The sequence below is a fragment of the Nonomuraea sp. JJY05 genome, assembly GCF_043496855.1.
In the GTDB taxonomy this organism is placed as follows: Bacteria; Actinomycetota; Actinomycetes; order Streptosporangiales; family Streptosporangiaceae; genus Nonomuraea.
On record NZ_JBIEIS010000034.1, the window covers coordinates 1 to 12,955 of the forward strand.

Here is a 12,955-nt window from a genome sequence, read left to right on the forward strand (position 1 = left end):
CGGGCCGAACCGCCCGGCCGCGTACCCGCCGTCCGCGCCCGGCGCCTGCGCGCTGCCGGTGCCCGCCGCGTGCGCGCCCGGATGCCCCGCCGTCCCCGTGACGGCGCCCGTTCCCGGCGCGTGCCGGCCCGTGGCGTGCGGGCCGCCGGTGCCCGCCGCCCGCGCGTCCGGGGCGAACGGCGACGGCTGCGCTTCCGGCGCGAAGGGCGAGGGCTGCGCTTCGGGGGCGAACGGCGACGGCCGGCCGGGGCCGCCGGGCAGGTGGTGGCCGGTGGCCGGCAGGTGGTTGCCCGTGGCCGGCAGGTGGTTGCCGGTGGTCGGGAGCTGGGGCGTCCCCGGGGGTTCGCCGGTCGGCGGGTCGTCGGCGCGGGGGCGGGGGACCGTGGACATGGCCGGTCCCGGGCCGGGGTCCTGGCCCACCAGGTCGGTCACCGACAGGCCCAGCTCGGCCTGCACCTCCTGCAGCCGCCGGGCGAACTCCCGCGCCGACCCGTAGCGCACCTCCGGCTGCTTGGACATCGCCCGCAGCACCGTCTCCAAGACCTGCGGCGGCACGTCGGAGCGGTTGATCGGGGGCGGCTCGATGCTGAGCACCCGGTACATCAGGGGCGCGATCGACGGGTCCGTCGGGTTGTGGAAGGCGGGCTGGCCGGCCAGCAGGTGGTAGAGGGTCGAGCCGAGCGAGTAGATGTCGGTCGAGGCCGAGTGGGGCTGCCCCGTGAGCACCTCGGGGGCGGCGTGCAGCGGGGTGAACGCCTGCGACGTGGCCGAGATCTCCGAGGAGTCCACGACCCGGGCCACGCCGAAGTCGGCGATGGCGAGCTCGCCGTACCGGGAGATGAGGATGTTCTGCGGCTTGATGTCGCCGTGCAGGACCCCCGCCTCGTGTACGGCGGCCAGCGCCCCGGCCAGCTTCACCCCGGCCCGCAGCACGTCGGGCACCGGCAGCGGCCCCTCCTTGCGGACCTTGTCGCGCAGCGAGCCGTTCTCGAAGTAGTCCATCGCGATGTACGGCTTGCCGGAGCGGGTGACGCCGGTGTCGAAGACGGTCACGACGTTCGGGTGGCCGGTCAGGCGGCCGGTGAGCTGCAGCTCGCGCTGGAACCGGCGCATCGTGCGCTGGTCGACCCGGTCGACGGACAGCACCTTGAGCGCCACGACCCGGTCGAGGCGCTCCTGGTAGGCGCGGTACACGACGGCGAAGCCGCCCTGGCCCGCCTGATCGAGTACCCGGTAGCCGGGCGCGTCCTCGACTGGCAGCACGGCACTCCCCCCTGTTGCAGGCGAGTTTAGTGCGAATTTTGGGGGTTAGAGCGGATTCATGAGGTACGCGCCGAAGGCCGCGGACACGACCGACACCACCAGGAAGAAGAACACGTAGAACCCGCCGGGCAGCACCGTCAGCCTGGCCAGCTGGTCCGCGTCTGAGTCGCGCGCCTGCCGCCTGCGCCGCTTGCGCTGCAGCTCGATGATCGGCCTGATCCCGCCGAACAGCAGGAACCAGACCGCGACCAGGGCGACGACCTGCTGCACCTCGGCGGGCGCGTACATGATCAGGGCGAACACGGCGCCGCCGGTGGCGAGCAGGATCAGCGCGCCGTACAGGTTGCGGATCAGCAGCAGCATGCAGACCAGGAACAGCAGCACGCTCCAGATCAGCAGCGTGATGTGCCCCATCTCGGTCAGCCAGGCGGCGGCCAGCCCCAGCAGCGGAGGCGCCAAGTAGCCGGCGAGCGCGGTCAGCACCATGCCGGGCCCGGTGGGCCTGCCCCTGGTCAGCGTCACGCCGGAGGTGTCGGAGTGGAGGCGGATGCCTTCGAGCTTGCGCCGGGTGACCAGCGCCATCAGGGCATGGCCGCCCTCGTGTGCGATCGTGATCAGGCCTCTGGTCACCTGCCAGGGCATGCGGAAGCCGACGAGCACGAACGCGGCGAGAGCCGAGACCCCCACGACCCAGGGGTCGGGGTCAGGCTGAACCTTGATCAGGTGGGCCCAGAGCTGTTCCATCGTGGAGAAACCCTATCCAGGTAGAGTCTCGTGCGTGGCCACAGAACAAGATTCTGACGCCCGGGTGCCGGACTGGTGGCGCGGGCTCGGGTTGCCCGGCCTTGTCGACCTGCACGTCCACTTCCTGCCGGAGCGGATGGAGCGGCGGGTGTGGCACCACTTCAGGCACGGCGGCCCGCTGATGGGGAACGGCTGGAAGATCGAGTACGAGTGGCCGGCGGAAGAGCGGGTGGCGCGGCTGCGGGCCATGGGCGTGCGCGTGTTCCCCGCTCTCGCCTATGCGCACAAGCCGGACATGGCGCTCGACCTCAACGCCTGGACGCTGGAGTTCGCCCGCCGTACACCTGAATGTCTCCCTTCGGCGACCTTCTACCCCGAGCCTGGCGTCGTGGAGTACGTGCGCCGGGCGCTGGAGGACGGGGCCAGGATCTTCAAGGTGCACCTGCAGGTCGGCGGGTTCGACCCGCGGGCCGCCGAGCTCGACGAGGTCTGGGGGCTGCTGGCGGAGGCCGGGGTGCCGGTGGTGACGCACGCCAGTTCGGTGCCCGTGCCGGGCGGGCACATCGGTCCCGGGCCGATCGGCGAGGTGCTGCGCAGGCATCCGCGGCTGCGGGTGGTGATCGCGCATCTGGGGATGCCGGAGTACGACCCGTTCTTCGAGCTTGCCGCCCGCTACGAGCGGGTCGCGCTGGACACCACGATGGCGTTCACCGACTTCGCCGAACTGGGCATGCCGTTCCCCGCGCGGCTGCGCCCGGCATTGATTGATCTGGGCATTTCCGGCAAGGTGGTGCTCGGTAGTGACTTCCCGACGATTCCGTATCCCTACGCCCATCAGCTCGACGCGCTCGCCCGGCTCGACCTGGGCGATGCCTGGTTGCGGGCGGTGTGCTGGGCCAACGGCGCGGCCATGATCTGATAGAGGGGTGAACGATCGGCACGTGGCGCTCATCAGCGCTTTCTACGACGCTCTGGGCCGTGCGGACTTCGCGGCCATGGAGCGCTGCTACCACCCCGAGGTCAGCTTCGGCGATCCGATCTTCCAAGAGGTCGAAGGGCGTGACCGCGTGATGACGATGTGGCGGGTTCAGCTCGGCGTGCGCGACGGCCTCAGGTCCACCTACCGCGACGTGACGGCCGACGACTTCACCGGCACCGCGCACTGGACGGCCCGCTACACCTTCTCCAGGACGGGGCGCCAGGTCGTCAACGAGATCGACGCGCTGTTCAGGTTCGAGGGCGACCTGATCGTCCGCCACCACGACGAATTCGACTTCAGGCGCTGGTCGAAGATGGCATTGGGCAGGCCGCACGGGCTGCTGTTCGGCTGGACGCCGATGTGGCGCAAGACCATCAGAGACCGCGCCACGCAACAACTCGACGAGCTCTCGTAATTTCAGGAAGGGGCCATGGCCAGGGTTAAGGGGTTCAGGCGCAGCGGCGACGTCCACGAGGAAGCGCCCGAGCACTCGATGGACCCGCGTGCCACGGAGGAGCGGCCCTACCGGCCGACCGTCATCGACAACGCCATCTACCGCGACGGCAGGCGCGTCGACACCCCGGGCTCCCTCGGCGCCGCCTTCGAGTGCCTCAAGGAGATGCCGGAAAGCATGGCCTGGATCGGCCTCTACCGGCCGAAGGAGTGGGAGCTGGTCAAGCTCGGCGAGGAGTTCGAGCTGCACGAGCTGGCGCTGGAGGACGCGATCGTCGGCTCCCAGCGGCCCAAGGCCGACCGCTACGGCGACACGCTGTTCGTGGTGCTGCGGGCCGCCCGCTACCTGGACGACGTGGAGGAGGTCGCGTTCGGGGAGGTGCACGTCTTCATCGGCCCCAACTTCGTGATCACCGTACGCCATGCCGAGGCCCCCGACCTGCAGGCCGTCCGCAAGCGCATGGAGTCGGAGCCCGAGCTGCTGCGGCAGGGCCCGCAGGCCGTCCTCTACGCCATCCTCGACGCGGTGGTCGACGGCTACGCCCCGGTGGTGGCCGGGCTGCAGAAGGACATCGAGGAGATCGAGGTCCAGGTCTTTGGCGGCGACCCGTCGGTGTCGCGGCGGGTCTACGAGCTGTCCGGCGAGGTGATCGAGTTCCAGCGGGCGACGGCGCCGCTGGTGGGCATGCTCCACGCGTTCATCGCGGGGGCCTCCAAGCACGGGATGAACGACGAGCTGCAGAGCTACCTGCGTGACGTGGCCGACCACGCGATCACGGTCTCGGAGCGGATCTCCGCGTTCCGGCAGATGCTGCAGGACATCCTGATCGTCAACTCGACGCTGGTGACGCAGGCGCAGAACGCGGAGATGGCCCGGATGACGGAGGCGAGCATCCAGCAGGGCGAGGAGGTCAAGAAGATCTCCGCCTGGGCCGCCATCCTGTTCGCTCCGACGCTGGTCGGAACCATTTACGGGATGAATTTCGACTTCATGCCCGAAACGCACTGGGCATTTGGTTATCCATTCGCGATCGTGCTGATGGCCGTCGTCTGCTTGACCCTCTATCTCGTCTTCAAACGCCGCGACTGGCTCTGAGCCTCACCAGGTGGCCCCGATCACGATCCCGACCACGATCAGGGCCACAAGGGTGACGCGGATGGCGGCGGACACCTCCGGATCCTCAGGCGTCCAGGCCCACGTGCGACTCCAGCCGTTCGAGCCGCTGGAGGAGGGGCTGCAGCTCCTGGCGGACGGCGGCGGACAGCATCGCCTGGACGGCCGCCGGCTGACTCTGGCCGCCCTGGGCCTCGGCGTCCTGCCGCGTCTGCGCCCGCAGGTGGACGTAGCCGGCCAGGGCCGCCACCACGGCGCGCCGGGTGAGCCTGGGCTCGGCGCCCAGCCCGCGCAGGACCTGTCCGGCGCTCCCGTCGGGTTCGGCGACGAGGCCGAGCAGGAGGTGCTCGCAGCCGACGTAGTTGTGGCCGAGTGAGGTCGCCTCCGTGACGGCGAACTCCAGCGCGTTGGCCGCCGCCCCGCTGAAGTTGCGCGGCTCCGAGGCGCCGGCCTCGCCGGCGGCGGGCCGGTGGCGGGCGAGGTCACGCCCGACCTGCTCGGGGTCGATCTCGACGGCCCGCAGGACGTGCAGCGCCAGGTTGGTCCCCTCGCTCAGCATGGCGCCCAGCAGGTGCTCGGTGCCGACGGCTGCCGCCCCCTCCGTCCGGGCCTGTTCGGCGGCCAGTTTGAGCACGGTGCGCGTCCTGGGCGTCAGGTGCGTCAGCGCCCCGGTCGGCTCCTCGAGGTCGAGGTCGCTCAGCACGGTCTCCCTGATGGCGGTCACCCGGCGGACCGCCTGCTCCAGCGCGCGCTGGCACACCGCCGAGACCGGCACCCCGGCCTGCTTGACCGCTTCTGCGAGCTCGTCGGGCAGGTAGACGTTTATCTTAGGCATACCCCTACGATAACCCCATTAGGGTTACACACGTCAAGCGTCCGGGAAATCCGCCAGGGCCAGTTCGGCGTCCCGCACCGCGGCCTTCAGCTGAGCCGCGAAGAACCCCACCCGGTCCGGGCCGAAGCGGGCCGAGGGGGCAGAGATCGACAGGGCGGCCAGGGCGGTGCCGTTCCCGTTGCGGAGCGTGGCGCCGATGGCGGAGACCCCGCGTTCCGTGCCGTCGATGTTGAGCGCGTAGCCGCGGGCCCTGACGTCGTCGAGCTCGCGGGCGAAGGTCGCGCGCTCGCGGTCGGAAAGGTCGGGGTAGAGGTCGTGGAGCCGGTCGGGGGGCAGGGTGGCGAGCAGGACCTTGCCGCCGGAGGCCCGGCGGGCGGGCAGGATCGTGCCCCGGCGGTCGCCGACGTGGAGGATCTGCGACGACTCCACGCTGTCCAGGAAGCGCGCCTCCGTACCGACCCGGATCATGAGGTTGACGGTCTCCGCGGCCCGCGCGCACAGGGCCTCCATCGCGGGCCTGACCCGGGCGCGCAGCTCGCGCAGGACCGCCCCGCCCGCGCCGGCCCGCGTCGAGGCGAGGAACGGCCCCGGCAGGTACGTGTGCTGCTCGTCCTGCACGGCGAAGTCGCGGTAGACGAGCATGGCCAGCAGGCGGTGGGCGGTCGAGCGGGCGATGCCCAGCTCCCTGGCGACGTCGGCGACCTTGAGGCGGCCCTGGTCGCGCAGCATGTGCAGGAGCAGCAGCACGTTGTCGACGGAGCCCAGGGCGTAGGCGGGCCTGTTCTTCATAGCAGAATGCTAGTGCCGTATGCAGAATCAGCTCCTAGCGTGGGCTGCATGAACCCAGAGGAGAGGCTCTACGCCGACTTCGCGGCGGAAGGCCTGATTCCGTTGTGGACGCAGGTCGGCGACCTGATGCCGGAGCACCCGAAGCCGAAGGCCCGGCCGCACGTGTGGGAGTGGAAGACGCTCTACCCGCTGGCCGAGCGGGCCGGCGAGCTGGTGCCCGTCGGGCGCGGCGGGGAGCGGCGGGCCATCGCGCTGGCCAACCCCGGCCTGGGCGGGATGCCATACGCGACGCCGACCCTCTGGGCGGCCATCCAGTACCTGGGGCCGCGCGAGGTCGCCCCCGAGCACCGCCACACCCAGAACGCCTTCCGCTTCGTCGTCGAGGGCGAGGGCGTCTGGACCGTCGTGAACGGCGACCCGGTCGCCATGCGGCGCGGCGACTTCCTGCTGACGCCCGGCTGGCACTTCCACGGGCACCACAACACCACCGACGCGCCCATGGCCTGGATCGACGGGCTGGACATCCCGCTCGTGCACTACACCGACACCTCGTTCTTCGAGTTCGGCCCCGACCAGGTCACCGACGTGACGACGCCGAGCGTGTCGCGCTCGGAACGGCTCTGGGCGCACCCGGGGCTGCGGCCCGTGTCGGCGCTGCGGGCCACGCCCAGCTCGCCGATCGCCGCCTACCGCTGGGAGCACACCGACCGGGCGCTGGACGAGCAGCTGGCGCTGGAGGACGAGGGCCACCCCGGGACCGTCGAGCCCGGCCACGCCGCCGTCCGCTACACCAACCCCACCACCGGCGGCGACGTCATGCCGACGATCAGGGCCGAGTTCCACCGGCTGCGGGCCGGTGCCGCGACGGCCGCGCGGCGAGAGGTGGGGTCATCGGTCTACCAGGTGTTCGACGGTGAGGGGTTCGTGAGCCTCGACGGCGAGGAACGGCGGCTGTCGCGTGGCGATCTCGTCGTGGTGCCGTCGTGGTGCGCCTGGTCGTTCCGCGCCGAGACCCGTTTCGACCTGTTCCGTTTCGCTGACACGCCCGTTTTCGAGGGCCTGCACCAATATCGAGAGGAGTCCGCGTGAGGCTCGCGACGCTGCGGCTGCCGAACCGTACGACCGCCGCCAGGATCGACGGTGACCACGCCGTGGAGGTCGGCGCGCCCGACGTCGGGGCGCTGCTGTCCGACCCGGGCTGGCGGGAGGTGGCGGCCGCCGCCGACGGGGCCAGGCACCCGCTGTCCACGGCCGACCTCGCCCCCGTCGTGCCCCGGCCGGGGAAGATCGTCTGCGTGGGGCTCAACTATCGCAACCACATCCTGGAGATGGGGCGGGAGCTGCCGGAGTATCCGACGCTGTTCGCCAAGTTCGCCGAGGCGCTGGTCGGGCCGTACGACGACATCGCGCTGCCCGCCGTCTCCGAGGCCGTCGACTGGGAGGCCGAGCTGGCGGTGATCGTCGGCACGGCGGCCCGCAACGTGTCGCCCGAGCAGGCGGCGGCCTCCATCGCCGGCTACTCCGTGATCAACGATGTGACCGCCCGCGACTACCAGTACCGCACGCTGCAGTGGCTCCAGGGCAAGACCTTCGAGTCGAGCACGCCGTTCGGCCCGTACCTCGTCACCCCCGACGAGCTGGAGGGCGTGACGATGACCATGCGGTGCGAGGTGGACGGCGAGGTGGTGCAGGAGACGGACACGTCCGACCTGGTGTTCGGCCCCGCCGAGCTGATCTCGTACGTGTCGCGGATCATCACGCTGCGGCCCGGGGACGTCATCGCGACCGGCACGCCCGGAGGCGTGGGCCATGCCCGCAAGCCTCCTCGCTACCTCGCCGACGGGAGCAAGGTCGTGACCCGGATCGCGGGCCTCGGCGAGCTGGTCAACGTGGCCCGCCGCGATGCCTGACCCGCAGCCTGATCTGGGGCCTGACCTGGGATGGATGGACGCCGGCACGGCATACTTCGAGGCGCGGGTGCGCGGGGCCGACCTCGGGCGGCCGAGCCGGCTGCCCGGGTGGTCGGGAAGGCACGTGGTGGCGCACGTCGCCGCGAACGCCCGCGCTCTGGGCAGGCTGGTGCGTTGGGCGCGTACCGGTGAGGAGCGTGCGATGTACGCCTCGGCCGAGGCGCGTGACGCCGAGATCGAGGACCTGGCCACCCGGCTGGACGCCGCCGCGCTGGAGAGCCTGGCCGGTGAGACGGCCGAGGAGCTGCGCAAGGCCCTGGTCGAGCTGTCCGGCGACCAGTGGGAGGCGCGGGTGCGGACCGCTCAGGGGCGGCTCGTGCCCGCGTCCGAGGTGGTCTGGATGCGGACGCGCGAGGTCTGGGTGCACGGCGTGGACCTGGGCGGGCGGTTCGAGGATCTGCCGGGCGAGCTGGTGGACGCGCTGCTCACGGATGTGACGGCGCTGTGGGCACGGCGCGGCCGGGAACCCGCGGCGGTCCTGCGCCCCACCGACCGCACCACCGCCTGGCCGTCCGGGGCGGGCGGCCTGCCGGAGGTGCGGGGCACGGCCGCCGAGCTGGCCGCCTGGGTCACCGGGCGCGGCCCCGCCCCCGATCCCGCCGCCCCCGCCATCGACCGCTGGCTCTGAAAGCACGCGCGAGCCGGCGGGGCCGGGCGCAGGCGGCGACGTCGGGCGGGGACGGCGAGGTCGGGCGTGGGCGGCGAGGTCGCCGGTGGAGAGGAGGGCTCGTGGTCGAGGTGGTCGTCGTCGGAGGCGGCATCGGCGGGCTGGCGGCCGCCTTCGCGCAGGCGAGGGCCGGGCGGACGGTCCGGGTGCTGGAGCGGTCGGCCGAGTTCGGCGAGGTGGGTGCCGGGTTGCAGCTCGGCCCCAACGCCACCCGCCTGCTCCACCGCTGGGGCCTGCTGGACCAGGTGATCGAGAGAGGGGTGCTCCCCCGGCGGCTGGTCTTCAGGGACGCCCTGACCGGCGAGGAGCTCACCCACCTCGACCTGGGCGAGGGGTTCCGGCGCCGCTACGGCGGCCCCTATGTGGTGGCGCACCGCGGCGACCTGCACGCCGTCCTGCTGCGGGCCTGCGCGGACGCGGGCGTGGAGCTGCTGAACGGCCGGCACGTCGAGCGGGTGGACGCCGGACGCGCCAGGGCCTACTGCGCGGACGGCGAAGTGCACGAGGGCGACGTGGTGGTCGCGGCGGACGGCCTGCAGTCGGTCCTGCGGGCGCAGCTCGTCGCCGACCAACCCCACGATTCCGGATTTGTCGCCCACAGGGGTACGCGTCCGCTTCCGGAGGACTTCGACCTCTCCGACGTGGTCGCGTACCTGGGCCCCGGCTGCCACTTCGTCCAGTACGCCCTGCGCGGCGGCGAGCTGCTCAACCAGGTGGCCGTCTTCCGCGGCCCCGGCGACCTCGAGCCGGCCTTCGACGGCTGCTGCGACGCGATCGGCAAGGGCCTGCCGTACCTGTGGCGCGACCGCCACTGGCCCATGCTCGACCGCCCGCCCACCGGCGCCTGGGTGCGGGGCCGGCTCGCCCTTCTAGGGGACGCCGCCCATCCCATGCTCCAGTACCTGGCCCAGGGTGCCTGCCAGGCCATCGAGGACGCCCACGAGCTGGCCGAGCAGTCGGCGGCCGGCGACTGGGACCGGGCGCTGGCCGCGTACCAGGAGATCCGGGTGCCGAGGACGGCGCGCGTGCAGACGACGGCGCGGCTGTGGGGCGACATCTGGCACGTGGACGGCGTGGCCCGGGTGCTGCGCAACGAGCTGTTCCGGATCAGGGACCCGGCCGGCCACGACTACGTCGACTGGTTGTACGGTGGGCCGCCGCAGACAGCGGGGTCTGCGGCTACGGCCGGTGAAGCGTGACGGGGCCGTCCGGGGTGTGGACGGTCAGCGCGTCGCCGGAGACCGACACGCGCGGATCGGCCGCGCCCGGCACGATCACGGTCAGCACGCCCGCGGCGGCGGGGGACACCACGGTCGTCACCTCGGCGGTGCGCAGGTAGCCGGTCGAGACCAGCCCGGGCCGCACCCCCTGCCCCGCCCCCGGGACCTGCAGCAGCGTCACCCGCCAGTCCCCGTCCCCGAGGACCACCCGGCCGTCGCCCCGGGAGACCACCTTCAGCGACGGGTCGAAGTGCCACAGGCTGCGCAGGCTCGCCCCGGCGGCGGAGTCGTGCACGGCCATCAGGTCGGGTCCGTGGTTGACGAGGACGCGCCGGGTCCTGGTCACCCCGTAGGCGTCGTCGGCCAGCTCGAAGGACTGGCGCGACGCCTCGACGGACGATGCGACGAGCCGCGTGGGCGTTCCCGGGCGGAAGACGCCGTCCACGACGGGCACGTTGTGCGCCTCGGGCGAGCGCGTCCACTCCACGTACCCGGGGCGCTCGTAGGAGTGGAACCCGGCCTCGACGAGGATCCGGCGGCCCTGGGCGCTGTAGGTGACGCCGAGGTGGTCCTCGTGCCCGTGCAGCCGGCGGCCCGGCCCGAACCTGATCGAGTAGAACGCGGAGCGCGGGTCGTCCCAGGCGGTCCTGCCGAAGACATAGCCGCCGTCGAACACCCGCACCACCGGCCCCTCGTGCGGGAACCCGGCGGCGCGGGTGTCGGCCGGGCTGTCGCCGATCGGGGCGAGGCAGCCGTCGGGCTGGGTGGCGTGCGCCACGTACGCCTCCAGCGCGGCCCGCCGGGCGATGAGCCGCTGGGGCGGTTCGGCGCCGCTCTCGCCGATCGCCCGCAGCGCCACGCCGAGCCGCCGGTGCACGTACAGGCCGTAGCGGGGGGCCTGCTCCTGCAGCACCCCATCGGAGTCGATGGCCAGCTCGGCGGAGGCGGTCATCCGGCGGATGGCCAGATCGCGCCAGCGCGCCCGGCCGAGCCGGCAGCCGACGACGAGCAGCCCGATGTCCTGGTCCAGGCCGTGGTTGTGGCCCGCGCGGTAGAGCGACGAGTCGGCCAGGATCTCCCCGTGCTCGGCCAGGCTGTCCCAGAGTGTCCGGCTTCGTACGTGCTCGCTGAGGCACACGAGCGCGGGGGCGCGTAACGCGACCGCGTGCTCGGCCCACGCCCACGGGCTGACCTCGCGGCCGCGGCGCGGGTTCTCGCGGATCCAGTGCTCGGCCAGGGTGCTCGCGCGGTCGAGGTACGCGGGCTCGCCCGAGCGCTCGTACTCGGCGACCAGCCGGCCCATCCAGCGCAGCGCGTGCAGGTTCAGCGCCCAGGAGCGGTTGCCGTGCGGGTTGGCGGTCCAGTCGACGTCCGTGCCCAGCTCGACCGGCGGCAGGCCGACGAACGCGACCCGCCCGCTCATCACCTCCTCCGCCTTGATCAAGGGAAACTGGTCGCTCAGGCAGATGGCCTTGCCCGAGGTCGTACGCCAGAACACGTCGGGACTCCTGTTTCAGGGCGCGCGAAACCCACGCGCCGGCGTCGGAAATGCTCTAGCGGGGACCCCGGTCGGTCCAGCCCGCCTCGATCACGCGCTCCGTGCGCGGGGACGGCCCGTCGTCGGTGCAGGAGAGCACCTGCGAGGTCGCCGGGTCGATGACGAGCGTGCGCTGGGTGCCGTCGGGCAGCAGGTACGAGAACGCCTCCCCGGGGTGGCGCTCGCCCAGGTAACGGACCTCGGGCAGGTCGGCGAGCGCGCGGTAGGCGGCGGCACGCACGGCGGGCGGGGACGGCTTGGTCCACAGCAGGCCGCTGAGCGCGTCGGCGAGCAGATCCTTGGACGGCAACATGCCCGCCACCCGCTCCCGGAGCGCGACCGGGTCCGTGGGGAGGCTCTCGATCTGCTGGAACGTCAGGTCGCGTCCCGCCATGCTGAACGCCGACCGTCCCGTGACCGCCGTGATCCGGCCCTGGTCCGAGGTCCAGGCCCGGCCGTCCCTGGCCGCCCAGAGCTCGATCACCTGGGACCCGTTGCGGACCTTCTTGATGCGCCAGTAGGTCCCGTCGGGAACGTGGCCGGAGGCAGCGGTGCCGGCCGCCGCCAGCAGCACGGCACGTCCGGAGGCGGCCGGTTGGTGGATCACGAACGCCGCCGCCAGGGCCATCGCCACGGCGGGGACCGCCAGCCACGACAGCCGTCCGCGCCGGCGTGCCGGCGTCACCCGCCGCCACACCCTGGCCTGGGCGTCCGGGTCCGGCCGCGGCCGGCCGTACAGGTCTCTGATGTGCTCCATCTCATCCACGGACGGACACCTCGATCTCACCGAGCAGGGCGCGCAGCTTCTTCCTGGCCCGGTTCAGGCGGGAGCCGACGGTGCCGTACGGGATGCCGAGCGCGGTGGCGATCTCGTCGTGGCTCAGCCCGGCGAGCGCGACGAGCAGCAGGACGTCGCGGTCGCGGCGGTCGAGCTCGGCGAGGGCGCCGGCCAGCTCGGGGCGCAGGCTCTGGGCGCTGACGCGGCGGGCGACCGAGTCCTCGTGCCCGGGGGCCTCGGGATCGGGGGCGCAGCGGCCGAGCGCGCGCAGGGTGCGGGCTTCGAGGCGGCGCTGCTTGCCGATGAGGTTCGTGGCGATGCCGTACAGCCAGGCGCGCACGTTCGCGCGGGCCGGGTCGTACTGCGCCCGCTTGCGGAACGCGGTGAGGAACGTCTCGGCCACGACGTCCTCGGCGTGGTCGGGGCCGAGCCGCTGGGCGACGTAGGTGTGGATCTCGCCGAAGTGGGCGTCGAACACCGAGGCGAACCCGTCGGCGTCGTCGAGAACGTTCGGCGGCGAGCTGCGCGTCCCCCCGTGGACCTGCGCGCGAGCCGTCCACGCCGCCGGCGTCGCGATGGTCTCCCCCGTCATGTGCTGCCTTCCGG

14 protein-coding genes are annotated in these 12,955 nt (G+C 72.6%); 7 read left to right on the forward strand and 7 right to left on the reverse strand.

Annotation, left to right across the window (positions count from 1 at the left end; all coding sequences use genetic code 11):
• Both ACFKCF_RS41120 and ACFKCF_RS41125 read right to left on the reverse strand, forming a co-directional pair.
• On the reverse strand, positions 1-1,263 hold a 1,263-nt coding region (locus ACFKCF_RS41120), incomplete at its 3' end, for a protein kinase (protein ID WP_394500760.1).
• Positions 1,264-1,308: 45 nt separating this feature from the next.
• Positions 1,309-2,007, reverse strand: a complete 699-nt coding sequence (locus ACFKCF_RS41125; RefSeq protein ID WP_394500761.1) for a M50 family metallopeptidase — start codon at positions 2,005-2,007, stop codon at positions 1,309-1,311.
• A 34-nt stretch (positions 2,008-2,041) separates the two neighbouring features.
• On the opposite strand from ACFKCF_RS41125, the gene ACFKCF_RS41130 reads away from it, so the two are divergent.
• Genes ACFKCF_RS41130 through corA form a run of 3 tightly spaced genes read left to right on the forward strand, consistent with a single transcriptional unit; the run spans position 2,042 to position 4,535 of the window.
• The gene (locus tag ACFKCF_RS41130; protein WP_394500762.1) at positions 2,042-2,926 is read left to right on the forward strand and encodes an amidohydrolase family protein; all 885 of its coding nucleotides are present in this window, start codon (positions 2,042-2,044) and stop codon (positions 2,924-2,926) included.
• A 7-nt stretch (positions 2,927-2,933) separates the two neighbouring features.
• Positions 2,934-3,401 carry a nuclear transport factor 2 family protein gene (locus ACFKCF_RS41135; protein WP_394500763.1) on the forward strand — a complete coding sequence of 156 codons (468 nt, stop codon included), beginning with the start codon at positions 2,934-2,936 and terminating at the stop codon, positions 3,399-3,401.
• Positions 3,402-3,416: 15 nt separating this feature from the next.
• Positions 3,417-4,535 (forward strand): magnesium/cobalt transporter CorA, encoded by a 1,119-nt coding sequence (gene corA / locus ACFKCF_RS41140; RefSeq protein WP_394500764.1) that lies wholly within the window; start codon positions 3,417-3,419, stop codon positions 4,533-4,535.
• 85 nt (positions 4,536-4,620) lie between these two features.
• Here the strand turns inward: corA and ACFKCF_RS41145 are convergent, their stop codons facing one another.
• Complete coding sequence (locus ACFKCF_RS41145; protein ID WP_394500765.1) at positions 4,621-5,388, reverse strand: Clp protease N-terminal domain-containing protein; 768 nt, start codon at positions 5,386-5,388, stop codon at positions 4,621-4,623.
• Positions 5,389-5,421: 33 nt separating this feature from the next.
• Positions 5,422-6,177, reverse strand: coding sequence for an IclR family transcriptional regulator (locus ACFKCF_RS41150; protein WP_394500766.1), 756 nt, complete (start codon positions 6,175-6,177; stop codon positions 5,422-5,424).
• A gap of 6 nt (positions 6,178-6,183) precedes the next feature.
• Between ACFKCF_RS41150 and ACFKCF_RS41155 the strand changes: the two genes are divergently transcribed.
• From ACFKCF_RS41155 to ACFKCF_RS41170, 4 genes are all read left to right on the forward strand, one after another.
• Complete coding sequence (locus ACFKCF_RS41155) at positions 6,184-7,266, forward strand: cupin domain-containing protein (RefSeq protein ID WP_394500767.1); 1,083 nt, start codon at positions 6,184-6,186, stop codon at positions 7,264-7,266.
• Positions 7,263-8,087 carry a fumarylacetoacetate hydrolase family protein gene (locus ACFKCF_RS41160; protein ID WP_394500768.1) on the forward strand — a complete coding sequence of 275 codons (825 nt, stop codon included), beginning with the start codon at positions 7,263-7,265 and terminating at the stop codon, positions 8,085-8,087. The genes ACFKCF_RS41155 and ACFKCF_RS41160 overlap by 4 nt, the downstream gene beginning before the upstream one ends.
• Positions 8,088-8,121: 34 nt before the next feature.
• Positions 8,122-8,775 carry a maleylpyruvate isomerase family mycothiol-dependent enzyme gene (locus ACFKCF_RS41165; protein ID WP_394500769.1) on the forward strand — a complete coding sequence of 218 codons (654 nt, stop codon included), beginning with the start codon at positions 8,122-8,124 and terminating at the stop codon, positions 8,773-8,775.
• 101 nt (positions 8,776-8,876) lie between these two features.
• Positions 8,877-10,013 carry an FAD-dependent monooxygenase gene (locus ACFKCF_RS41170; RefSeq protein WP_394500770.1) on the forward strand — a complete coding sequence of 379 codons (1,137 nt, stop codon included), beginning with the start codon at positions 8,877-8,879 and terminating at the stop codon, positions 10,011-10,013.
• Here the strand turns inward: ACFKCF_RS41170 and ACFKCF_RS41175 are convergent.
• The 3 genes from ACFKCF_RS41175 to ACFKCF_RS41185 are packed head-to-tail and all read right to left on the reverse strand — an operon-like array spanning position 9,994 to position 12,941.
• Positions 9,994-11,532, reverse strand: coding sequence for a heparinase II/III family protein (locus tag ACFKCF_RS41175; RefSeq protein WP_394500772.1), 1,539 nt, complete (start codon positions 11,530-11,532; stop codon positions 9,994-9,996). The two genes, ACFKCF_RS41170 and ACFKCF_RS41175, sit on opposite strands and share 20 nt — an antisense overlap.
• Positions 11,533-11,587: 55 nt before the next feature.
• Complete coding sequence (locus ACFKCF_RS41180) at positions 11,588-12,337, reverse strand: hypothetical protein (RefSeq protein ID WP_394500773.1); 750 nt, start codon at positions 12,335-12,337, stop codon at positions 11,588-11,590.
• On the reverse strand, positions 12,330-12,941 hold the full coding sequence (locus tag ACFKCF_RS41185; RefSeq protein WP_394500774.1) for an RNA polymerase sigma factor: 612 nt from the start codon (positions 12,939-12,941) through the stop codon (positions 12,330-12,332). The genes ACFKCF_RS41180 and ACFKCF_RS41185 overlap by 8 nt, the downstream gene beginning before the upstream one ends.
• Positions 12,942-12,955 lie beyond the last annotated feature (14 nt).